Origin of the sequence: Streptomyces sp. LBL (assembly GCF_029893585.1) — a bacterium.
Taxonomy (GTDB): Bacteria; Actinomycetota; Actinomycetes; order Streptomycetales; family Streptomycetaceae; genus Streptomyces.
This window is the reverse complement of the sequence record NZ_JARXYX010000022.1, coordinates 110,986-133,743: the sequence shown is the minus strand read 5'-3', so window position 1 is coordinate 133,743 and position 22,758 is coordinate 110,986. Positions and strand designations below refer to the sequence as shown.

The 22,758-nt window shown below is 70.5% G+C and carries 19 protein-coding genes and 1 pseudogene; 14 read left to right on the top strand and 6 right to left on the bottom strand.

The window, feature by feature from the left end:
• Positions 1-100 precede the first annotated feature (100 nt).
• Positions 101-1,573, top strand: a complete 1,473-nt coding sequence (gene der / locus M2271_RS25945) for a ribosome biogenesis GTPase Der (RefSeq protein WP_280889739.1) — start codon at positions 101-103, stop codon at positions 1,571-1,573.
• Positions 1,574-1,626: 53 nt separating this feature from the next.
• Here the strand turns inward: der and M2271_RS25940 are convergent, their stop codons facing one another.
• Positions 1,627-2,004 carry a hypothetical protein gene (locus M2271_RS25940; protein ID WP_280889738.1) on the bottom strand — a complete coding sequence of 126 codons (378 nt, stop codon included), beginning with the start codon at positions 2,002-2,004 and terminating at the stop codon, positions 1,627-1,629.
• A gap of 217 nt (positions 2,005-2,221) precedes the next feature.
• Positions 2,222-3,004: a hypothetical protein gene (locus tag M2271_RS25935; RefSeq protein ID WP_280889737.1), complete on the bottom strand. Its 783-nt coding sequence runs from the start codon at positions 3,002-3,004 to the stop codon at positions 2,222-2,224.
• A 551-nt stretch (positions 3,005-3,555) separates the two neighbouring features.
• On the opposite strand from M2271_RS25935, the gene M2271_RS25930 reads away from it, so the two are divergent.
• Both M2271_RS25930 and M2271_RS25925 read left to right on the top strand, forming a co-directional pair.
• Positions 3,556-4,299, top strand: coding sequence for a transglycosylase family protein (locus M2271_RS25930; protein ID WP_280889736.1), 744 nt, complete (start codon positions 3,556-3,558; stop codon positions 4,297-4,299).
• 577 nt (positions 4,300-4,876) lie between these two features.
• Positions 4,877-5,092, top strand: coding sequence for an I78 family peptidase inhibitor (locus M2271_RS25925; protein WP_280889735.1), 216 nt, complete (start codon positions 4,877-4,879; stop codon positions 5,090-5,092).
• Between the two features lie 125 nt (positions 5,093-5,217).
• Here M2271_RS25925 and M2271_RS25920 read toward each other — a convergent pair whose 3' ends face one another.
• Both M2271_RS25920 and M2271_RS25915 read right to left on the bottom strand, forming a co-directional pair.
• Positions 5,218-6,219 carry a phosphatase PAP2 family protein gene (locus M2271_RS25920; RefSeq protein ID WP_280889734.1) on the bottom strand — a complete coding sequence of 334 codons (1,002 nt, stop codon included), beginning with the start codon at positions 6,217-6,219 and terminating at the stop codon, positions 5,218-5,220.
• Positions 6,220-6,456: 237 nt separating this feature from the next.
• The gene (locus M2271_RS25915) at positions 6,457-7,731 is read right to left on the bottom strand and encodes a mannosyltransferase family protein (RefSeq protein WP_280889733.1); all 1,275 of its coding nucleotides are present in this window, start codon (positions 7,729-7,731) and stop codon (positions 6,457-6,459) included.
• Between the two features lie 260 nt (positions 7,732-7,991).
• On the opposite strand from M2271_RS25915, the gene M2271_RS25910 reads away from it, so the two are divergent.
• Positions 7,992-9,593, top strand: coding sequence for an MFS transporter (locus M2271_RS25910; RefSeq protein ID WP_280889732.1), 1,602 nt, complete (start codon positions 7,992-7,994; stop codon positions 9,591-9,593).
• Between the two features lie 155 nt (positions 9,594-9,748).
• Complete coding sequence (locus M2271_RS25905) at positions 9,749-10,924, top strand: acyl-CoA dehydrogenase family protein (protein WP_280889731.1); 1,176 nt, start codon at positions 9,749-9,751, stop codon at positions 10,922-10,924.
• A gap of 57 nt (positions 10,925-10,981) precedes the next feature.
• Here M2271_RS25905 and M2271_RS25900 read toward each other — a convergent pair whose 3' ends face one another.
• Positions 10,982-11,419, bottom strand: a complete 438-nt coding sequence (locus M2271_RS25900) for a cell division protein SepF (RefSeq protein WP_280889730.1) — start codon at positions 11,417-11,419, stop codon at positions 10,982-10,984.
• 307 nt (positions 11,420-11,726) lie between these two features.
• On the opposite strand from M2271_RS25900, the gene M2271_RS25895 reads away from it, so the two are divergent.
• Complete coding sequence (locus M2271_RS25895; RefSeq protein ID WP_280889729.1) at positions 11,727-12,944, top strand: DUF5685 family protein; 1,218 nt, start codon at positions 11,727-11,729, stop codon at positions 12,942-12,944.
• Between the two features lie 132 nt (positions 12,945-13,076).
• Here M2271_RS25895 and M2271_RS25890 read toward each other — a convergent pair whose 3' ends face one another.
• Complete coding sequence (locus M2271_RS25890) at positions 13,077-14,021, bottom strand: ABC transporter substrate-binding protein (protein ID WP_280889728.1); 945 nt, start codon at positions 14,019-14,021, stop codon at positions 13,077-13,079.
• 485 nt (positions 14,022-14,506) lie between these two features.
• Between M2271_RS25890 and M2271_RS25885 the strand changes: the two genes are divergently transcribed.
• From M2271_RS25885 to M2271_RS25850, 8 genes and pseudogenes are all read left to right on the top strand, one after another.
• Positions 14,507-15,364 carry an amino acid ABC transporter permease gene (locus M2271_RS25885; protein WP_280889727.1) on the top strand — a complete coding sequence of 286 codons (858 nt, stop codon included), beginning with the start codon at positions 14,507-14,509 and terminating at the stop codon, positions 15,362-15,364.
• Positions 15,361-17,127 carry an FAD/NAD(P)-binding protein gene (locus tag M2271_RS25880; protein ID WP_280889726.1) on the top strand — a complete coding sequence of 589 codons (1,767 nt, stop codon included), beginning with the start codon at positions 15,361-15,363 and terminating at the stop codon, positions 17,125-17,127. Before M2271_RS25885 ends, M2271_RS25880 begins: the two co-directional genes overlap by 4 nt.
• An 80-nt stretch (positions 17,128-17,207) precedes the next feature.
• Positions 17,208-17,969, top strand: coding sequence for an amino acid ABC transporter ATP-binding protein (locus M2271_RS25875; RefSeq protein WP_280889725.1), 762 nt, complete (start codon positions 17,208-17,210; stop codon positions 17,967-17,969).
• Positions 17,970-18,001: 32 nt separating this feature from the next.
• Positions 18,002-19,081, top strand: a complete 1,080-nt coding sequence (locus tag M2271_RS25870; protein WP_280889724.1) for an LLM class flavin-dependent oxidoreductase — start codon at positions 18,002-18,004, stop codon at positions 19,079-19,081.
• Complete coding sequence (locus M2271_RS25865) at positions 19,078-20,379, top strand: NtaA/DmoA family FMN-dependent monooxygenase (protein WP_280889723.1); 1,302 nt, start codon at positions 19,078-19,080, stop codon at positions 20,377-20,379. The genes M2271_RS25870 and M2271_RS25865 overlap by 4 nt, the downstream gene beginning before the upstream one ends.
• Positions 20,379-20,942 (top strand): annotated as a pseudogene (locus M2271_RS25860) (DUF1684 domain-containing protein); the annotation flags it as partial. The gene M2271_RS25865 and the pseudogene M2271_RS25860, both read left to right, overlap by 1 nt.
• Before the next feature lie 82 nt (positions 20,943-21,024).
• Positions 21,025-21,933, top strand: coding sequence for a S1 family peptidase (locus M2271_RS25855; RefSeq protein WP_280889722.1), 909 nt, complete (start codon positions 21,025-21,027; stop codon positions 21,931-21,933).
• Positions 21,934-22,099: 166 nt separating this feature from the next.
• Positions 22,100-22,576, top strand: a complete 477-nt coding sequence (locus M2271_RS25850) for a carbohydrate ABC transporter permease (protein WP_280889721.1) — start codon at positions 22,100-22,102, stop codon at positions 22,574-22,576.
• Positions 22,577-22,758: the final 182 nt, after the last annotated feature.

The window sequence follows — 22,758 nt, the reverse complement described above, 5'->3', positions numbered from 1 at the left end:
GGGCGTCCACATGGGCGCCGGGCGACACCGAGTAGTGGATCTGCCGGGAGAACCGGGGGTTCCACCGATCACCACGAATGAACGACGAGGTACGGACTTCATGAACGACCACATCCAGCCCGACGGGTCGGCCGAGCACGATCACGGGGCGCTCGGCGATGCCGAGTACGCGGAGTTCATGGAGCTCGCCGCGGACGAGGGCTTCGATCCCGAGGACGTCGAGGGGGCGATCGACGAGGCCGGTCACGGGCCACTGCCCGTGCTCGCCGTCGTCGGGCGTCCGAACGTCGGCAAGTCGACTCTGGTGAACCGGATCATCGGCCGCCGCGAGGCCGTCGTCGAGGACAAGCCGGGCGTCACCCGCGACCGTGTGACCTACGAGGCCGAGTGGGCGGGCCGTCGTTTCAAGGTCGTCGACACCGGCGGCTGGGAGCAGGACGTCCTCGGTATCGACGCCTCCGTGGCCGCGCAGGCCGAGTACGCGATCGAGGCCGCCGACGCGGTCGTGTTCGTCGTCGACTCCAAGGTCGGCGCCACCGACACCGACGAGGCGGTCGTACGCCTGCTGCGCAAGGCCGGCAAGCCCGTGGTCCTGGCCGCCAACAAGGTCGACGGTCTGAGCGGGGAGGCCGACGCGGCGTACCTGTGGTCGCTGGGCCTCGGCGAGCCGTACCCCGTCTCCGCGCTGCACGGCCGGGGCACCGGCGACATGCTGGACGCCGTCCTGGAGGCCCTGCCGGAGGCGCCCGAGCAGACCTTCGGCACCGCGGTCGGCGGCCCCCGCCGCATCGCCCTGATCGGCCGTCCGAACGTAGGCAAGTCCTCCCTCCTCAACAAGGTGGCGGGCGAGGAGCGCGTCGTCGTCAACGAGATCGCGGGCACCACCCGTGACCCGGTCGACGAGCTCATCGAACTGGGCGGTGTCACCTGGAAGTTCGTCGACACGGCGGGCATCCGCAAGCGCGTCCACCTCCAGCAGGGCGCCGACTACTACGCCTCGCTGCGCACCGCGGCCGCCGTCGAGAAGGCCGAGGTCGCGGTCATCCTGATCGACGCCTCCGAGAGCATCTCGATCCAGGACCAGCGCATCGTCACCATGGCCGTCGAGGCGGGCCGCGCGATCGTCCTCGCCTTCAACAAGTGGGACACCCTCGACGAGGAGCGGCGCTACTATCTGGAGCGCGAGATCGAGACCGAGCTCGGCCAGGTCGCGTGGGCGCCGCGGGTGAACGTCTCGGCGCGTACCGGGCGGCACATGGAGAAGCTGGTCCCGGGCATCGAGACCGCCCTCGCCGGCTGGGAGACCCGCGTTCCGACGGGCCGTCTGAACGCCTTCCTCGGTGAGCTGGTCGCCGCCCACCCGCACCCGATCCGGGGCGGCAAGCAGCCGCGCATCCTCTTCGGCACCCAGGCCGGCACCAAGCCCCCGCGGTTCGTGCTCTTCGCCTCCGGCTTCATCGAGGCGGGTTACCGGCGCTTCATCGAGCGCCGGCTGCGCGAGGAGTTCGCCTTCGAGGGAACGCCGATCCATATCTCGGTGCGGGTGCGCGAGAAGCGCGGCAGGAAGAAGTAGTCACGCACGCATGAGGAGGGCGGGCCCGGATCCGGGCCCGCCCTCCTCATGTCTCAGACCCCTCTGCGTGGACCGGGCGGCAGCGCCGCCGGCATGTGGCGCATCCCGGTCCTGTGGTGCTGCTGCCCGACCGGGCCGATCTGTCCCACCCGCTGCCACTGCGACTGCTGGCGCGCGGTGTACGCCCCCGCGCTGTAGGCGCTGTACGCGTTGCTGAACGAACCCGTACCGTGCGGGATGTTCCCGAAGGCGGTGAACCCCAGTTCGTCCTCGCCACTGCGGTCACCCGGCAACGAACGGAACGACTTGACGTACTCGGCGTAGAGCGCGTCGTAGATCGGTGTGGCCGAGGGGCCGCAGGGAGGGTCCTGAGCTGCTCGCGCGGACGGCAGCGGCTGGAACTGGCGGCGGGGAACGTCGTAGATGTGCACGTATGTCCAAACGAACCCGAGCTCCATGAGATGCGGTCGGGCGACGCCCCTTCACCGGCGCGGGGCTGTGCGGGGGCGCCCGGGGCTGCATCGATGGGCGGCCTCGCCGTGTGGGCGCGACCAGCCACGTCCGACCCGCGGCTGCCGCACAACTCACAGCTGCCGCACAACCCGCGGCTGTCGAACAACCCCCAGCCCCCTTTGTGCAGGTGCGCCCTCACGTCCCCGCAAGGGGCAGTGCCGACGCGACCAGCTTCCCGTTCGCCGCTGCCTTGTCCAGCGCGTCCCGCAGCAGGTCCTCCCGAGGCTGCCGCCCGATCGACCCCACCGGCGCCGCGAACATCAGCACCTGCTGGTGCTTGTTCGCCGCGGCCCGCCAGCTCTCCGTGACCTGCAACGGCTGATGCGCCTGCCACCAGGCGACCGGCTGTCCGCCGTTCGGTGAGGGCTGCAGCACCGCGTGCAGCTGGCCCACCGCCAACAGCACGGACCACCCGTGCAGAACGGAGGGCGCGCTCTCGATCGCCGTCATCGGCATGAATCCCTGCTCGATCAGCAGCGGCAGGAAGTCGTCGCCCGCCCCCGTCGCGCCCGGTCGCACGATCGGCGCGGTCGGCTCGACGACCAGCGCGGGATGCAACGCCCCGGCGATCAGCACGAGTCCGCTGGTCACTCCGAGGACGGCCTGCTCGGGTGCGGTCCTGGACGGCTCCAGGTCGACGGTGTCACCGGTGATGGACTTCACCGCTCCCTGGAGCTGTTCCTCGGTGACCTGGACCACCTGGGAGGGCAGGCAGGAGGAGTGGGCGAAGGCGAGGACGGCGGTCTCGTCGCCGATGAACAGGACGGTGCTGGTCCGCTCCTGTGCGGAGTCGCCCGCGGTGCGGCAGGAAGTGCAGTCGTAACTGCCGGGGGCGGTCTCTCCGGCGAGCAGCCGGTCGGCCTCTTCATCGCCGATCTCGGCGCGTACCTCGTCGCTGACGTCGAGCATGCGCGACACGGGTGGCTCCCTCCGATGTGGTGCGTGGCGGGACCGGGTGGCTCCCGGCCCGTGAACCGGGTGGGCCCCGGGCTCATGAAGAAGACAACGGGCGAGCTGTGGCGGGAGTCACGCCCCAAAAGCGAACGGGATCGAACCATCCGCCGTACAAGCTCACGTTCGGTGCGGAATTCGGCACTCAGCGTCAACTGCCGGGAATGGCAAGAGGGTTGGTGCGGTGAAGTGGGTCACAGAATCTCGCGTGATCTCGCATGAGGTGGTCGACAAATCAGGAAATCAGTGAATGAAGTGGGTTACCGAAATTCGCCGATACTCGCAGTAACGGCGAACTGGCCTGCGACGACAGGCAGTTGCTTGATCCCGGACGATCGCCCTCTTAGATTTCCGGCCGTGTGCATCGAGCACCGCTCGGGTACGTCCACCGGCCGCGCTTCCTGGTCTCTACCAGCAGCGCGATCCCCGGCGGACGGGGCTGAGCGCGACGACCGTGGTGGAACACGGGCCGTGGCGCCTCGCCTTGGGGGACCCCGAGTCCGTGGAGAGGGAACTACATGTTCGAATGTGCCGATACCACTCGCGACAACGTCCGTAAGGCGCAGAAGGCCCCCGGCAGGAACCAGGCCCGTACCACGGCCGTCCTCGCCGGAGCGGCACTGCTCGCCCCGCTGGGGGTGCTGGCCGCGACCGGCAACGCCGCGGCGGCGGACGGCGGGGTGTGGGACCGCATCGCCCAGTGCGAGAGCGGCGGCAACTGGAACATCAACACCGGCAACGGCTACTACGGAGGACTCCAGTTCTCCGCCTCCACCTGGCGGGCGTACGGCGGCGCGGCCTACGCGCCGACGGCCGACCGGGCGGGCAGGGACCAGCAGATCGCCGTCGCCACCAAGGTCCAGCGGGCCCAGGGATGGGGCGCCTGGCCCACCTGCTCGGCGCGGGCCGGAGCGTCCGGGAACGCGCCCGGGGCCTCCGCCTCCGGCACGGCGAACACGAACTCCGCCCCGTCGAAGTCCTACAAGGCCCCGTCGAAGTCCTACAACGCGCCATCGAAGTCCTACAAAGCACCGTCGAAGCGCTACCAGGCACCGGAGCGTTCGGCCAGCGCGCCCGAGCGGTCGACCCAGCACATCACCCGCGGTGCGTCCCGAGGCGACTACACCGTCCGCGCGGGCGACACGCTGAGCGGCATCGCAGCCCGGCACGGGACCACCTGGCAACGGCTCTACGCCGTCAACCAGGCCGCCATCGGTGGTGATCCCGACGTGATCGTGCCCGGGCAGCGTCTCGACATCTGAGGCCGCTCCCCCTCGTCCCGGGGACGGGGCCCCATCCGGTCGGCCTCGGCCGACCGGATGGGGCCCCAGGGCGTGCGGGGCCCGCCGGGACGGCCCCCGAGCGGTGCGCGCGCCGGTCCACGGGCGTCCCCATGACCGCGTACGCCTCGCACACGGTCGTCCCGGCAGCCGGTGCCCCTGGGGTGCGGCCCGGGCCCCGCGTACCTGCGAGCTCAGGCCATGATGGTGCGCCGACACGGGCTCCGAGGACAGAGGGTGTACGGGAGTTCGGTACTGCATTCGGGAATTTCTTCTGCGGTGTCAGTTCCCGCGGAGCCGTCCGGAATCGCCGACGGAAAGAGGGGTCGAGGAGATTCTCCCGGAACTTTCCGCCGGGCTTTTCCGTCGGCCGGCGCGGCACGCGGGGAATTACGATCGATTCCCCGCGGAAGGCGTTCGAAACCGTCCGTACGTGTGACGAAGTCGGACCGAAACGCGTGTCGTGATTCTGTGACAGAAGTGTGACCGGGGAGGGGCGTGCGACGTGCGGAACGAGCCTGGACTTCCCCGGTTGCCGGACAGCGCCTAGCGTGGCCGTATGGCACCCATTCCGACACCTTCCGCCGAACCTGACGACAGCCCGGACGCCTATGTCGGCCTCGACGCCGGCAGCGCGGAACGGCTCGCCCGCGAGCGGGGGTGGTCGACGGTCCGGTCGCTGCCGCCGGGGACCATCATCACGATGGAGTACCGCAGTGGTCGTCTGAACTTCGAGGTGAAGGACGGCCAGGTGACCCGGGCCTGGAAGGGCTGACCGGACGCTCACCGGACAACGAGAACGGCAACGACAACAGGTGACGGCCCCGGTTCCTCGACAGGAACCGGGGCCGTCACCCGTTGCGGGGGTGGGCTGTGCGTACCGGCCTCGTCGCCTGGTGGTCAGCCGCCCGTCAGGGGGCGGGCCGTCGAGTTCGTGCCCCGTACGACGCGGTCCGGGTGCGGTGGCCGGCGGCTGCCGACCGGGGTGACCGGCGTGCGCTCCGAGCGGGTCGTGTGCGGGCCCGGGGCCAGGTGGACGGGGGCCCGGGACGCGCGGGCGGCCGTCTCGTTCTGGGGAGCCGTCAGCGGTTTGAGGCGCACGGGAGCCTTGACGGGCGAGATCGGTGCCGGCGCCGGGGCGTCGTGCCGGGCACGCCAGCGGTCGCGCAGATCGAAGATCGCGTCCTCGGCGCGGGCGATCAGCGGCTCGCACCAGGGCAGTGCCAGGAGGACCAGCAGGCCCGCGGCCCAGCCGAGGAGCACATCGCTGAGCCAGTGCGTACCGAGGTAGACCGTGGCCATGCCGACGCCGAGCGAGACCACCGCGGACCCCGCGGACAGCCAGCGGCGGGCTCCCGGAGTGGAGGCCAGATACGCGAGGATTCCCCAGGTCACCACGGCGTTCGCGGTGTGGCCGCTGGGAAATATATCGCCGCCCAGGCCCATCTCGTTCGAGCCGATGGTGGTCGCGTAGTGCGGACCGAGTCTGCCCATGCCGAGCTTGGCGGCGCCGACCGTGATGTTCAGCAGCAGCAGCGAGGCGCCCAGGGTCAGCAGCGGGCGCAGCGTGTGCTGCCGCCAGGAGCGCCAGCCGAGCCACGCGGAGACCATCACCGCGGTCGGGCCGCGCTGGCCGAGCACCACGTAGTAGTCGACGAACCAGTGGATGCCCGCCCACTGCTGGTACGGGCGGAAGAACATGACCAGCCAGTCGAGACGGACCAGCCACGAGGTGATCACCACGAGCCACACCATCGCCAGATAGAACGCGAGAGTTCCGGCGAGCAGCGCGACCCTGTGCCGGCTCATCTTCGGCACATCAATGTGGGCCGGCCGTTCACGCTCACGGTCCAGCCTGGCGAACACCCGGTCCAGACGGGTGAGGTGTCGATCGGTACGCACCCAATCGACGTTACAGCGAGTGAGCTCAGTTCCCGGTCGAATCCACGGCTTTGTGATGACGATGTGATGTGGGATTCCTCTCAGGCGGAGGTTCAATTCCGAGGAATCCCCAATGCGGCCGGGCCGGCCCCTTCAATTCCTTTGATCGTTTCTGGTGACGGTTATATAGCGCTTATGAATTCGTTCACCGAATGATGGGGTGGAATTCTCCGGACGCTCACTGACGGTCGGTGTCGATCATGGCGGACCGGTGCCGTTCAGCCAGAACGCCCCGTACACCGCCGAGGCCACCGCGACCACGCCGAGCACCAGCGCCGACCTGCGCGTTGCCACCCGGGCCAGGGTCCCGGCGAGGGGCAGAAGGAGGGGGAACGCGGGCAGCAGCAGGCGCGGTTTCGAGCCGAAGTAGCTCGACGCGCACAGGGCGAGGGCGGTGACGACCCCCGCGTACACCAGGAGTGGCAGCGGCTGGCCCTGTCGTACGCAGACGACGTACAGCCAGACGATCAGCCCGACTCCGACGATCAGCCCCACGCCCGCCAGGGCCGACGGGAACGACGTGAACTTGTCGGCGACGAAGCGGGCGAAGGCGTAGCCGCCGTCGAAGCCGTTGCGCCAACCGGCCTGGACGTCGAGGTAGCCGAGTGGGCCCTTGCCGGTGCGGTGGCCGACCCACAGGACGTACGCGGCGGCGCCCAGGGGGGCCAGCAGCATGCCGAGGGCACGGCGCGCGTCGACGCCGGGGGCGCGTTCTCCAAGGGGGACGCCAAGGCGTTCCCCGAGTCGGGCGCGAAGGCGTTCCCCGAGTCGGGCGCCGCTCGCCAGGGTCGTGCCGCGGTCCCGCGCCGGCGCCGTGCCACCGGGCCCTCTCCGCTCCCCTGCGAACGAGGCGATCGCCGTCACCCACACGGCCGCGACCACCGCGAGCCCCACCGGCCGGGTCAGGCCCGCCAGCGAGGCCAGGGCGCCCGCCGTCATCCAGCGACCGGCCAGCACCGCGTACAGCGCCCAGGCGGCCAGGGCCGTGAACAGCGACTCGCTGTACGCCATCGACTGCACGATCCCGACCGGCAGCACGGCCCACAGCAAGGTCGCGCAGACGCCCGCCCGGGGGCCGTACACCTGGTCCGTGACGGCGAAGACACCCCAGGCCGCGGCGAACGAGGCGAGCAGGGCGACGACGAAGCCCGCGTCGGCGTACGACAGCCCGGTCGCCGCGGCCAGCAGCCGCTCCAGCCAGGGCAGGAGAGGGAAGAACGCGAGGTTGGAGTGCACGTCGCCGTTGGGCAGGCGCACTTCGTAGCCGTATCCCAGCTCGGCGACCCTGGTGTACCAGAGCGCGTCCCAGCGAGCGGTCAGCAAGGTGTACGCGCTCTTGTCGCGTGCGGCGCTCCACAGGGCCAGCGTCAGCAGGCCCAGGGCGCGTATCGCCGCGTACCCGAGGAGGGCGGGGGCCGCCCGGCGCAGGGTCGCGGCGCCGGGCGGGGCCCCACGCGTTCCAAGATCGGTCACGGGGCGATTATCGACCGCCCGCGGCGCCGGGCGGCCCGCGGGGGGCGTGCCTGGCAGGGAGCGGGAGTGGCGTACGCCACACCTGTTCCGTACGAGTGTGAGAGGTCCGCCACTCGGCACCCGAGCGGACTCGCGTACGCTGACGTGTCACTCGCCTTCGGTGCGCGGGCCGGAGACCACCGCTCCTCTCCGGCCGAGTCACGGGGAGCCCCCGCCCCGTGAGCCCCGCCGACCGCGAGGGAACATTGGGAGGTACGTACATGTCCGGGACGACCACGGCCGCCGCCGCGCTGCGCCGTCGGGCGGCCGGGGCCGGTGCCAACCGCTGGGTCGTTCTCGTCGTCCTCTGCGTCAGCCTGCTCCTGGTCGCCCTCGACGCGACCGTGCTGCACGTGGCGGTGCCCGCCGTCACCGAGGACCTCAAGCCCGGCGCGATAGAGCTGCTCTGGATCGTCGACGTCTATCCACTGGTCTGCGCCTCGCTGCTGATCCTCTTCGGCACGCTCGGCGACCGCGTCGGCCGCAGACGGATCCTGCTGTTCGGATACGGGCTGTTCGGCATCGCCTCCGCCCTGGCCGCCCTCGCCGACACCGCCCAGGTGCTGATCCTGGCCCGGGCGCTGCTCGGGGTCGGCGGCGCGATGATCATGCCCGCGACGCTGTCGATCCTGCGCCAGGTCTTTCCTGACCGGCGGGAGAGGGCGCTCGCGATCGGCATCTGGAGTGCGGTGGCGGCGGTCGGCGCGGCGATCGGCCCGCTGCTCGGCGGCTTTCTGCTCGAGCACTTCTGGTGGGGCTCGGTGTTCTTCGTCAACATTCCGTTGATGCTGGTCAGCCTGCCGATCGGACGGCTGCTGCTGCCGGAGTCGCGGGGTGAGGGCAAGGGGCCGTGGGACGTGGTCGGCGCGCTGATGGCGGCGGCCGGGCTGTTCTGTCTGGTGCTGGGCGTGAAGCGGCTCGGCGGCTTGGAGCTGGGGCCGTTCACCGTGGCGCCGCTGGTCGCGGGCGCGGCGCTGATCGTTCTCTTCGTACGGCGACAGCGACGGCTGGCGCATCCGCTGGTGGACCTGCGGATGTTCGCGCGGCCGGCGTTCAGTACGTCGGTCGGGTGCATCGTGCTGGCGATGCTCGCGCTGGTCGGGCTGGAGCTGATCGCGGCGCAGTACCTGCAACTGGTGCTCGGCCTGTCCCCGCTGCAGACCGGTCTACGGCTGCTGCCGCTGACGATCGCCGCGATGGCGGCGGGGCTGGCGGGGGCGCGGTTGCTCCGGCGGTTCGGGCCGCGACGCATGGTGAGCTGCGGTTTCCTTCTGACGGCGACGGCTGTCGTCCTGCTGACCGCGATGGGCGGCGAGGACAACCCGGGCCTGCTGCTGGTCGGGTTCGTGCTGCTGGGGTTCGGGCTGGAGACGACGCTCTTCGGGGCGTACGAGTCGATGCTGAGCGAGTCTCCGCCGGAGCAGGCGGGCGGGGCGGCGGCGATCGGCGAGACCTCGTACCAGCTGGGCGCGGGGATCGGGATCGCGCTGCTCGGCACGGTGATGAACGCGGCGTACGCGCCCGGGCTGGCGTCCGTGCCGGGAGTGCCGTCGTCGGCGTCGACGTCGGCGTCGCATTCGCTGGGCGAGGCGTACGAGGTGGCCGGGCGGCTGGGCGGGCCGGCCGGGGCGGCCCTGCGCCAGGCCGCCCGGGACTGTTTCGTGCACGGGCTGCATGTCACGTTGCTGGTCAGTGCGGGGTTGTTGCTGCTGGGGGCGGTGATGGCGTTGCGGCTGCCGCGGGTGATGCAGTGCGGGGAAGCCCCCGGCACCGTCGAGCTGCCCGCCCCTCGCGAAGTCACGGAGTCCCGCGTCTCCGCCTGACGCCACGTCCCCGCCTGACGCCGCGCCTCCACCTGGCGCCGCGCCTCCGGCAACCGGGTTGCCGGCCTGGACGTGCGGGACGCCGCGTCGTAACGTCGGTCCCGGCACCGTAACTAGCGGTGCTAGTTTCGAGCCGTCTGCCGGAGGTACCGCTCATGCCCCCGTTCGACCCCGCCGACCCCCTCGGTATCGACGAGCTGCTCGATCCGGAGGACCTGGCGATCAGGGCCACCGTGCGGGACTGGGCCGCGGACCGGGTGCTGCCGTACGTCGCCGAGTGGTACGAGAAGGGGGAGCTGCCCGGCATCAGGGAGCTCGCCCGTGAACTCGGCGGGCTCGGCGCGCTCGGGATGTCGCTCAGCGGGTACGGCTGCGCCGGCGCCGGCGCCGTGCAGTACGGGCTCGCCTGCCTGGAGCTGGAGGCCGCCGACTCCGGGATCCGGTCCCTCGTCTCCGTGCAGGGCTCCCTCGCCATGTACGCCATCCACCGGTTCGGCAGCGAGGAGCAGAAGCAGCGGTGGCTGCCCTCCATGGCCGCCGGTGACGTCATCGGCTGCTTCGGGCTCACCGAGCCCGACCACGGCTCCGACCCCGCCGGTATGCGGACGTACGCCAGACGCGACGCCGGGGGAGACTGGGTACTGCGCGGGCGCAAGATGTGGATCACCAACGGGTCCGTCGCCGGGGTCGCTGTCGTATGGGCGCAGACCGATGACGGGATCCGCGGGTTCGTCGTCCCGACCGACACCCCCGGTTTCTCCGCGCCGGAGATCAAGCACAAGTGGTCCCTGCGCGCCTCCGTCACCAGCGAGCTCGTACTCGACGACGTACGGCTGCCCGCCGATGCCGTGCTGCCGGAGGCAGCAGGGCTGGGGGGACCGCTCAGCTGTCTCTCCCATGCCCGCTACGGAATCATCTGGGGAGCCATGGGCGCGGCCCGCACCTGCTTCCAGGCCGCCGTCGACTACGCGAAGACGCGGGAGCAGTTCGGTCGGCCCATCGGGGGTTTCCAGCTCACCCAGGCCAAGCTCGCCGACATGGCGGTCGAACTGCACAAGGGGATTCTGCTCGCCCATCACCTGGGGCGGCGCATGGATGCCGGCCGCCTGCGTCCCGAGCAGGTCAGCTTCGGCAAGCTCAACAACGTACGGGAGGCGATCGAGATCTGCCGGACCGCCCGTACCATCCTCGGTGCCAACGGGATCTCGCTCGAATACCCCGTGATGCGGCACGCCACCAACCTCGAGTCGGTGCTCACCTACGAGGGCACCGTCGAGATGCACCAGCTCGTGCTGGGCAAGGCGCTCACCGGGCTCGATGCCTTCCGCTGACCGTGCCTGGGGACTGGTGACCCCCAGGAGCGGGCAGGGCCGGTGAGCGGCCCTGCCTCAGCTCTGGTTGAAGAAGCCGTCCGTCCGGTGCGCGGCCGACTCCCCGTTGATGATCTCCGTGTCGGCGGGGGTCAACAGGAACACCCGGCTGGACACCCGATCGATGGACCCCCGCAGGCCGAAGATCAGCCCCGCCGCGAAGTCGACGACCCGCTTGGCCTCGCCGGCCTCCATGGCCGTGAGGTTCATGATGACCGGGACACCCTCGCGGAACAGCTCGCCGATGGCGCGGGCATCCCGGAAACAGTCCGGGGTGACCGTGCCGATCCGGCGGCCCTTCTCCTCGGTGACGTCCGCGGCCACTCTGACCCGGGCGTCGGTGACCCAGGCCTCCCCGGGCTCGGTCCCTTCGGAGTAGTCGTCGTCGTAGTAACGCTCGTCTTCGTTGTCGTCGACGAGGCCAAGCCAGGCACTTGCCTTGCGTACCGATCCCATGGACGCCTCCTCTCACAGCGGTCTTTCGTGCTTCCGCATCCCTATGGTCATCCATGATGCGGACGGTGCGCCAAGTGGATAGACGCCGCGCGGGGGGTTTGTGACGGTACTGGTGCACAGCGAATCCGTCGAGAGTCCAGGTGTCCCAAGGGTCGTTTCGCAAACGGCTGCTGACTGTGAGTGAAATATGATTCTTCACGGCGTACGGGTGATGGCCGGGGCGTATGGGTGAACGGCGGTCGGTACGATGCCGCAGATCACCGCAGCTCACCGCAGTTCACCGCCACAGGAACCACGGGGGATCGTCGTGTTCGGAATCGTCAGGCCTTGCCGTCACCGGCTTGGAGAGAGCCTCAAAACCCAGTGGATGGCGCATTTGTGCGGGCTGTGTCTCGCGCTGCGCAAGGACCACGGACAGTTCGCGCGGGTGGTGACGAACTACGACGGGCTCCTGATATCGGTTTTGACGGAGGCTCAGGCCGTCGAAGAAAGCGGGCGACGGCGTACGGCGGGCCCCTGCCCGTTGCGCGGAATGCGGACCGCCTCGGTCGCACAGGGTGAGGGAGCACGGCTCGCGGCCGCCGTCTCGCTGGTGCTCGCGTCGGCCAAGGTGCGTGACCATGTCGCCGACGAGGACGGGCTGCTGGCCCGCCGGCCGGTGGCGCTCGCCGCCCGCCGCGTCGCCACGAACTGGAGCCGGGCCGGGGCGCGGACCGGCTCCGACATCGGGTTCGACACCGCCGTACTCGTCGACGCCGTGGACCGGCAGATCGGTGTCGAGGCGCTGGCGGGGCCGGGAACGCCGTTGCTGACGGTCACCGAACCCACCGAGACCGCGACCGCCGCCGCTTTCGCGCACACCGCGATCCTCGCCGGGCGCCCCGGAAACACCGCGCCACTCGCCGAGGCCGGGCGCCTCTTCGGCAGGCTCGCGCACCTGCTCGACGCTGTGGAGGACCGGGAGACCGACTCCGCTTCGGGCGCCTGGAACCCCCTCACCGCGACCGGGACCTCCCTCCCGGAGGCCCGGCGGCTCGCCGACGACGCCGTCCACGGGATACGGCTCGCACTGCGGGAGGCCGAGTTCACGGACAGCAAGCTCGCGCACCAGCTGCTCGTGCACGAACTGCGGCGCTCGGTGGACCGGGCGTTCGGGGCGCCGTCCTGCGGGCACACCTCCGAGGACGTCACGGCCGCTTTCGGCCCGCCGCAGCCCGGCGGGCCGTACACCCCGCAGGGGCCGCAGACGCCGCAGAACCCCCACGGCGGCAGTCCTTTCGGCGGCAGTCCTTTCGGTGGTGAGCCGCCCCGGCCCGGCAAGCGCGGGTTGTGGGCGGGGTGCGCCGTCGCGATCGGGCTGTGCTGCACCTGCAAGGTGTGCTGTGCCGACGAGTACGAGGGGCCGTGGTCGCGGCAGAAGCGGGAGGGGTGGTGCCGTGGCGGGGACTGTGACGGCGGCTGCTGTGAGGCGTGTTCCTGCTGCGAGTGCGGTGAATGCTGCTCGTGCTGCGACTGCGGGCTGTGACAGGGGGCCACAGGCGGGCGGCTACAGGGGGCTACAGACAGAGCTATAGGCGGGCGGCTGCAGGCGGGCGGCCACGTGGTGGTGGCCCACGCCCACGGGGCCGAGCCGCACATCGACACCGCCCGCGCGCCGCTAGGGGGTCCTCAATTCCGGAGGCGAGATCTCGGACTTGGTGATGGCCGAGCCCGTCGTCCCCCACTTCTTCAGGATCCTGGCGTAGGTGCCGTCGGCGATCAGCTTGTTCACCGCGGCCTGGAAGGCGGGGGTCAGCCGACTGCCCTTCTGGAAGGCGAAGCCGACGTCGAGGCGGTGGAACTCGTTGAGGAACGTGACGCCCTGCTGGTGGGCGACGGAGTAGCGCAGGCCGTTGATCGTGGACATCACGATGTCGCTCCGACCCTGCTGGAGCGAGGACCAGATCGCGCCCTGTTCGTTGTAGGTCTGCACCTTGTAGGCCTTCTTGCCCGCGTCGGTGCAGAGACGCTTGTTCTCCTCCAGTGTGGCCTCGAAGGTGGTGCCCGCGCCGGTGGCGACGTTCAGGCCGCACAACTGCTTCAGGTCGGTGACCTTGGTCAGCTTGCTGTCCTCGCGGGTGGCGAAGCCCTGGCCGTCGTTGATGTAGGTGACGAAGTCGATGGCCTTGCGGCGCTCGTCGGTCACGCCGAAGTTGCCGACGCCCAGGTCGTACTTGCCGCTGTCCAGGGCCGGCAGGATCGCCTCGAAGCTCGCCTGCTCGGTCCTCAGCGTGATGCCGAGGACCTTGGCGACCGCGTTCGCGAAGTCGACGTCCTGGCCGGCCAGGGTCTTTCCGTCGTCCAGGATCGAGGTGCCGGGCGGCTGGCCGGAGACGCTGACGGCGATCGTGAGGTCCGTGGTGCCGGAGGGCAGCAGCTTCGCGGCCGCCTCGTCCTTCTTGAGGGCGGACACGACGTCCGTGGTGGGGATCTTGTCGGCCTGCGCCGCGGCGCTGACGGTGTCGTCCGAGCCGGAGCCGCACGCGGTGAGGAGCAGAGCCGCCGTGGTGATGGGAACGAAGGGAGCAATAAGCTTATTTCGGGCGCGCGTAGGCGTACGCATCGTGTGCGGTCTCCTGAGAGCAAGAGGGAGGCAAGCGCAAGAGGGAGGCAAGCGCGAGGGGGAGGCAAGCGCGAGGGGGAAACGTGACGGGAGAACAGCGCGAGGGGAGAACAGCGCGAGGGGAGGTGTGCGCGTGTGAAGGCGAAGGGGGAGAACGCGAAAGGCGCCCTGAGAGATCAGGGCGCGCAGTGGGTCAGCTCAACAGGAAGAGGACCACACGCGACCGAAGTCGATGTGGGAGCGCTTGACCAGCCACTGCTGTGGATGCATGGGCCAAGTGGAACAGGCATTCGGTGGTGCGTCAACCGACTTGAGACGTACGGCTCACAGTGTGGACAGCCTTGACAGCGAGGGGAAACGCACCCGTACTCTCACAGGGCGGCCCTGCTGAGGGGCTCGGCCGCACCCGTGCCGCAGGTCTGTGGCGTGCACCCGTGTGAAGGCATCCATCCGAGTTCGACCAACTCGATGTCACGGAGCCTTCCATGTCCTCCGACACCCTCGCCAAAGCCCCCGCCGCCCCGGACATACCGGAAAACGCGGACTCTCTGAGGATCGTCCCGCAGCGCCGTCCCGGCCAGTGGACGGCCGCCGTCGTGGTGCTGGCACTGCTCGCCCTCGTCGTCAACTCGGTGCTGCGCAACAAGGCGTTCCAGTGGGGCGTGGTCGCCGACTACTTCACCTCGGACGCCGTACTGCGCGGTCTGTGGCTCACCCTCTGGCTGACCGCGGTCGTCATGGTGCTCGGCTTCGTGCTGGGCACTTTGCTCGCCGCGGCCCGGCTGTCCACCAACCCCGTGCTGAGAAGCATCAGTTGGGGATACGTCTGGCTGTTCCGGTCGATCCCGATCCTGGTGCAGCTGCTGCTGTGGTTCAACATCGGGGCGCTGTACCCGCAGATCCTCGGCGTGAAGACGGTCGACCTGCTCGGACCGGTCACCGTCGCGATCATCGGCCTGACCCTGCACGAGGCCGCGTACGCCGCGGAGGTGGTGCGCGGTGGCATCCTCTCCGTGGACCGCGGGCAGATCGAGGCCGCGCAGGCACTCGGGCTGAGCCGGTGGCGGCGCTGGCGGCGGATCGTGCTGCCGCAGGCGATGCGCTCGATCGTGCCGCCGGCCGGGAACATGCTGATCGGCACCCTCAAGGGCACCTCCATCGTCAGCGTCATCGCGGTCCAGGACCTGCTCTACTCGGTGCAGCTCGTGTACCACCGCACCTACCAGGTCATCCCGCTGCTGATGGTCGCGACCGTCTGGTACACCGTCGTCACCTCGGTGCTCAGCCTCGGCCAGTACTACGTCGAGAAGCACTACGCGCGCGGCTCGGAGCGTGCCCGATGAGTGCGCACAGGCCCTCTGTCGTGATCGTCGGTGCCGGGCCGCGGGGGATCGGTCTGATCGAGCGGATCGCCGCCAACGCCTCCGAGCTGTACGCCGGTTCGGGCCTCGACCTCCATCTCGTCGATCCGCATCCGCCGGGCGCCGGACGCATCTGGCGCGCGGCCCAGTCACCGCTGCTGTGGATGAACTCGCATGCCGAGGACGTCACCATGTTCACCGACGAGACGGTCGCCATGGCCGGTCCCGTCGCCGAGGGCCCCACGCTGCACGAGTGGGCCGGCATCGACGGCCGCACCTTCGCGGACCGGCAACTCCAGGGCACCTACCTGCGGTGGTTTTACGAGCGGGCCGTCGCCGCCCTGCCCCCGTCCGTCACGGTCCACCATCACCCGCGCCGCGCCCTGCGCGTGTCCGGCCCCCGCGAGGGCCGCCAGCAGGTGTGGCTGGAGGACCGGCCACGTCCGCTCCTGGCCGACCTCGTGGTGCTCGCCCTCGGCCACCTCGACGCCGAACTCGACCAGGAACAGGGGCAGTTGGCCGCGTACGCCGGCGAGCACGGGCTCGTCCACCTCCCGCCGGACTTCACCGCCGACAGTGACCTGTCCCCGCTCGCGCCCGGCGAACCCGTCCTCGTCCGCGGCTTCGGGCTGGCCTTCGTCGACCTGATGGTGCTGCTCACCGAGGGCCGGGGCGGACGCTACGACGGGGACACGTACGTGCCTTCGGGACGGGAGCCGGTGCTGTACGTCGGTTCGCGGCGCGGAGTGCCGTACCACGCGAAGATCGGCTACGACTGGACCGGTGAACGGCCGCCTCTGCCCCGGTTCTTCGGGCCCGCCGAGGTCGACGCGCTGCTCGCCCGGCCGGAGGGCTTCGACTTCCGGCGGGACGTGTGGCCGCTGGTGGAGAAGGAGCTGGGCTTCGCGCACTACCACCGGCTGTTCACGGTCCATCCCGAGCGGACGGCCGTCGACTGGAGCGTCTTCGAGGAGAAGTACGCGGCCGAGGGCGACCCGTCAGGGCGGGCGGACCTTGTCGCGTCCGCCGTGCCCGACCCCGCCGACCGGCTCGACCTCGCCGCGCTGGACCGCCCGTTGGAGGGGGTGCGGTACGGCTCCTTCGAGGAGTTCCAGGAGGGGCTGCGCGGCTATGTCGAGGGCGATCTCGGGCGCCGTCACGATCGCGCGTACAGCCCTGACCTGGCGGTCTTCCTCGGGCTGCTGTCCGTCTACGGGCAGCTGGTCAGGCTCGGGGACATCGGCCCCTGGTGGCACGGCTTCTTCAGCTGTCTGGCCTCCGGGCCGCCCGGACCCCGGCTGCGGCAGATGCTGGCCCTGTCCCGGGCGGGCGTCCTGAAGTTCCTCGGCGCCGGCCTGACCGTCGTCGCCGAGGACGGGGTGTTCCGGGCGTCGAGCGCCACCGTGCCGGGGTGCTCCGTCGAGGCCCGCGCGCTGGTCGAGGCACGGCTGCCCGAGCCGACGGTCGGACGGGCCCGCGATCCGCTGTTGCGCGAGTTGCACGCCGACGGGGCGGCCGAGACACCGGAGGGGCTGCTCCGGGTGGACCCCGCCGACGGGCGGGTCCTCGACCGGGCCGGACGGCCGCATCCCCGGCGCTTCGCGCTCGGTCCGTACACCGACAGCCGTACCCCCGGCGCGTTCACCCGGCCGCGCACCGGCGGGCCCGCGTTCCGGCAGAACGACGCGACCGCCCGGGCGGCACTGCTGTTCCTGCGCGAGCTCGCCGGTTGCGCGGCCGCCTGACCCCCTACGTCTCACGGAACTTCTCACAGCGCTTTGCACGACACGTCTCACGACACTTCTTACGACAGGGAATCTCCGCGATGAGCGTCATGGTCGACATCAGGTCCGTCCACAAGAGTTTCGGCTCGCTGGAAGTGCTCAAGGGCGTCGACCTCGCCGTGCGGGCCGGCGAGGTCACCGTGGTCCTGGGCCCGTCCGGGTCCGGCAAGTCCACGCTGCTGCGCACCATCAACCACCTGGAGAAGGTGGACCGGGGCGCGATCAGCGTCGACGGGGCACTGGTCGGCTACCGGCGCTCCGGCGACAAGCTGTACGAGCTGCCTGAGCGCGAGGTGCTGCGGCAGCGCACGCGCATCGGCTTCGTCTTCCAGAACTTCAACCTCTTCCCGCACCTGACCGTGCTGGACAACATCATCGAGGCGCCGGTGTCCGCGCGGAAGCGGCCCCGCAAGGAGGCCGTCGAGAGCGCCCGCCGGCTGCTCGACCGGGTCGGGCTCGCCGACAAGGCGGACACCTACCCGAGGCAGCTCTCCGGAGGCCAGCAACAGCGGGTGGCGATCGCCCGGGCGCTCGCGCTGGAGCCCCGGCTGCTGCTCTTCGACGAACCGACCTCCGCGCTCGACCCCGAGCTGGTCGGTGAAGTCCTCGACGTCATCAAGGACCTGGCCCACCAGGGCACCACGATGATCGTCGTCACCCATGAGATCGGCTTCGCCCGCGAGGTCGCCGACACGGTGGTGTTCATGGACGACGGACGGATCGTCGAGCAGGGCCCGCCCGCCGACGTCCTCGACGCCCCGCGCCACGAGCGCACCCGGGCCTTCCTCTCCAAGGTGCTGTGAGCCCCGCGGCTCACCGCAGAAAGGTTTCCCACATGACCGCATCGCACGGCCGGGGCATGCTGCACCTGGCCGCCGCCGTCGACCAGCAGGCGGTGTACGACGCCGACTCCTACGTCGCTCTGGCCCGGCTCGCCGAACGCGGCGGCCTCGACTTCGTGACCCTGGACGACACCTTCGCCCGCCCGGGCCCCGACGCGCTCGCCGTCCTGTCCCGGGTGGCGCCGGCCACCAGCAGGATCGGGCTGGTCCCCACCGTCACCACCACCCACACCGAGCCCTTCCACGTCCAGGCCGCCGTCGCCACGCTCGACTGGGTCAGCCGCGGCCGGGCCGGCTGGCGGATCGACGTGTCGACCAGCGAGGGCGAGGCCCGTCTCTTCGGCCGCCGGCCTGCCGCTCCCGCCGACGCGCTCTGGCAGGAGGCCGGTGAAGTCGCCGACGTGGCCTCGAAGTTGTGGGACAGCTGGGAGGACGACGCCGAGATACGGCACGAGGCGACCGGCCGTTTCATCGACCGCGACAAGCTGCACCACGTCGACTTCACCGGCTCCGCCTTCTCGGTCAAGGGACCGTCGATCGTGCCCCGCCCGCCCCAGGGCCACCCGGTCCGCGTGGTCGACGCCACCGAGGGACCCGCCCGGCGGACGGCCGCCGAGTACGCCGACGTGGTACTCGTACGGGCCGTGAGCGCCGTGCAGGCCGCCGCCGTACGGGATCAGGTACGGGAAGGTGCCCGGGAGTTCGGGCGCGACCCCGACGACCTGTGTGTCCTCGCGAGTCTCGTCGTCGACCTCGGGGACGGGGAGCGCGCGGCCGAACCGGGCCACGGCGGGGGCGGCCCCCGGCAGAGCGCGCAGGGCCCGCTGTACCGGGGCGGTCCTGTCGACCTCGCCGAGCTGATCACCGCCTGGTACACGGACGGCACCGTCGACGGCTTCCACCTCACGCCCGCCGAGCCCCGCCGGGACCTGGAGCGGCTCGTCAACGGCACGGTGGCGCTGCTGCAACACCGGGGCCTGTTCCGCACCTTCTACCCGGGCAGCACGCTCCGGGAGCACCTGGGCCTGGCCCGGCCCGTCAACCAGTACGCCGTGACAGGGGGAGCGTCATGACCGTACGCCGTAAGGAACTTCACCTCGCCGCGCACTTCCCCGGCGTCAACAACACGACGGTGTGGGCCGATCCGCGCGCGAAGTCGCAGATCGAGTTCTCCTCCTTCGAGCAGCTCGCCCGCACCGCCGAGCGTGGCCTGTTCGACTTCTTCTTCCTCGCCGAGGGGCTGCGGCTGCGCGAACACAAGGGCCGTATCCACGACCTGGACGTGGTGGGGCGGCCCGAGTCCCTGACGGTGCTCAACGCGCTGGCCGCCGTCACCGACCGGATCGGCCTCGCCGCCACGGTCAACGCCACCTTCAACGAGCCGTACGACCTGGCCCGCAGACTCACCACCCTGGATCACCTCAGCGGCGGCCGGGCGGCCTGGAACGTGGTGACCTCCTCGGACGCCTTCACCGGCGAGAACTTCCGGCGCGGCCGATACCTGGACCGGGCCGACCGATACACACGCGCCGCCGAATTCGTCACTGTGGCACGGCAGTTGTGGGACTCCTGGACAGCGGACGGCGTCTCCCGCCCCTTCGCGCACCGCGGGCGGCACTTCGACATCACCGGCGAGTCCACCGTGCCGCGCTCTCCGCAGGGGCACCCGGTCGTGATCCAGGCGGGGGACTCGGACGAGGGGCGGGAGTTCGCCGCCGCCACCGCCGACGTGATCTTCACCCGGCATGGCACCCTGGAGGCCGGACGCGCCTTCTACGCAGACGTGAAGAAGCGGCTGGAGAAGTACGGCCGCGGCCCCGACGGCCTGAAGATAATGCCCGGGGTCACCGTCGTCCTCGGTGACACCGCCGCCGAGGCGCAGGAGAAGGCCTCCGAGATCCGCCGACTGCAGGTCTCCCCGCAGAACGCGATCCTCACGCTGGAGCAGATCTGGGGCGTCGACCTGTCCTCGTACGACCCGGACGGACCCCTCCCCGAGACCGACCCGGTGCCGGAGCCGTCGATCACCCAGGGACGCACCCGGCACGGCGACACCGTGGCGATCGCGGAGAAGTGGCGGGCGCTGTCGAAGGAGAAGGGGCTGTCGATCCGGGAGACCGTGATCGAGGCGAGCACCCGGCAGTCCTTCATCGGCACGCCGGAAGCGGTCGCCACCGAACTTGACGAGTTCGTACGGCGGGACGCCGCCGACGGCTTCATCCTCGTCCCGCACCTCACCCCGGGCGGGCTGGACGAGTTCGTGGACCGGGTCGTGCCACTGCTGCAGGAACGCGGCGCGTTCCGCACGGAATACCAGGGCGCCACCTTGCGCTCGCACCTCGGGCTCTCCGACCCGGTGGGGAGAAGCTGAATGCGGCGCGCGAGGCGTTCCGGGGCATCGAGGCCACGTCCCACGATCCGCGCTGGTCGGTGCCGGGGCGCTTCACGCCGTACGACGAGGACCGCACCGTACGCGTGGAGAACGCGGACGGACGGGCGCGTGGCCTGGGTCTCGGCGGGGAGCTGTCATTTGCCCTGGCCGGGCAGGAGGTGACGCTCCAGGTGACGGTCGAGGGCGACGGCTCGCTGTGGGCGGTTTTCGGCGATGCCACGAGCGGGGACAGCAGCTACCGGTTCCGGTTCCTGCGGCCCGCCGCGCCGGACGCCGAGGGCCGCACCACGGTCGACCTCAACCGTGCGCTGCTGCCGCCGTGCGCGTTCGCCGACCACTTCATCTGCCCTTTCCCGCCGCCCGGGAACACCCTGAGCGTCGCGGTCGAGGCGGGGGAGCGCACGCTGCGTCGACGGTCGGCCGGAGAGGACCGATTCCCCTCGCAGGTGCAAAGGGTGACGGCCGAAAGGCGCCCTTGCGTCGACCGGCCGTTCGGCCGAATATTCCCCAGAGCGCTTGTCAGGGGCACGGCGAGTCTGTAATCCGGACGGCCGGTGCTCTGGCTGCGCCTCACGGGCCCGAACCCCACGAGGGCCCCCGACTTCCCATGTGGAGGAACGAAAAGTGAGGATCAAGCGCACCACCCCTCGCAGTGGCATCTCGAGACGGACCCGGCTGACCGCCGTCACCACCGGCCTCGTGGCCGCCGCCGCGATCGCGGTCCCCAGCGCGAACGCGTCCGACGCACCCACCACCTTCAGCGCCTCCGAACTCAAGGGCGTGAGCAGCTCGGTACTCAAGGCCGACATCCCGGGCACCGCCTGGGTCGTCGACAGCAAGACCCACCGCGTCGTCGTCACCGCCGACAGCACCGTCTCCCAGGCCGAGATCGCGAAGATCAAGCAGCAGGCGGGCGCTGACGCCGACGCTCTGACGATCAAGCGCACGAACGGCAAGTTCCAGAAGTACATCGGGGGCGGCGACGCCATCTATGCGAGTAGCTGGCGCTGCTCCCTCGGCTTCAACGTCCGTGACAGCGCGGGCACCAACTACTTCCTGACCGCCGGTCACTGCACCGACGGCGCCGGCACGTGGTGGTCCAACTCCGGCCACAGCACCACGCTCGGCACCACGGCGGGCTCCAGCTTCCCGACGAACGACTACGGCCTGGTCCGGTACACCAACTCGTCGGTCACCAAGTCCGGCACCGCCGGCAACACGGACATCACCAGCGCCGGTACTCCCAGCGTGGGCACCACCGTCACCCGTAACGGTTCGACCACCGGTATCCACAGCGGCCGGGTCACCGCCCTCAACGCGACTGTCAACTACGGTGGCGGCGACATCGTCTACGGCATGATCCAGACCACGGTCTGCGCCGAGCCCGGCGACTCCGGCGGTTCGCTCTACGGCACCAACGGTGTCGCCTACGGCCTGACCTCCGGCGGCAGCGGCGACTGCTCCGCCGGCGGTACGACCTTCTTCCAGCCGGTCGTGGAGGCCCTGAACGCCTACGGCGTCAGTGTCTTCTAGTCCGGCTCGCGCCACCGTGAAGCTCCGCGACCAGAAGTGAACGAGCCCCCGCACGCGACTGCCGTGCGGGGGCTCGCCCTTGTTCGGGTACCGGAGTCACCGTCGATGTGCGGGCGGTCCCATCGGACCTTGTCGATGTACAAGCCGGGTCTGCGCGTCCCCGCAGATGATCCTGCTGCCGCTGTTCACGGTGTATTTCCAGGCCGGCCTGTCGGGCACCCTGTGGCCGCTGATACTGGCCTGCACCGGAACCGGCCTGCCGCTCACGGTGTTCATGATGGCCACGTACTACAAGACCGTGCCCCGCGAGCTGTTCGAGGCGGCCAGCATCGACGGCGCCGGCATCCTGCGCGCTTTCTGCACCATCAGCGTCCCGATGGTCCGCAACGCGATCCTCACCATCGGCCTGGTGCAGTTCTTCTTCATCTGGAACGACCTGCTCATCGCAATGACGTTCGCCAACAACCAGGACCTGCGCACCGTCCAGGTCGGCCTGCTCAACTTCACCGGCGACTTCGGTGCCACCGGGTACGGTCCGTTGTCCGCGGCCATCTGCATCAACGTCTTCGGCACGCTCGTGATCTACCTGTTCCTCAACCAGAAGGTCATGAAGGGCCTGACCGGCGGAGCCGTCAAGGGCTGACGTCCGCCCGACTCCCCGCACCGCGCCGGTCGTTCCACCGCCCACATCACGAAAGGTCCCCTCTTGACGCTCCATCATCCTGCTCCGGTGTCCTTCCCCCTTTTCCCGAGCGCGGCAGAACATCGCCGGCACCCAAGGGCGGGCTCGCCATAAGGCAGGCGGGCAGGCGGGCATCGGGAGCG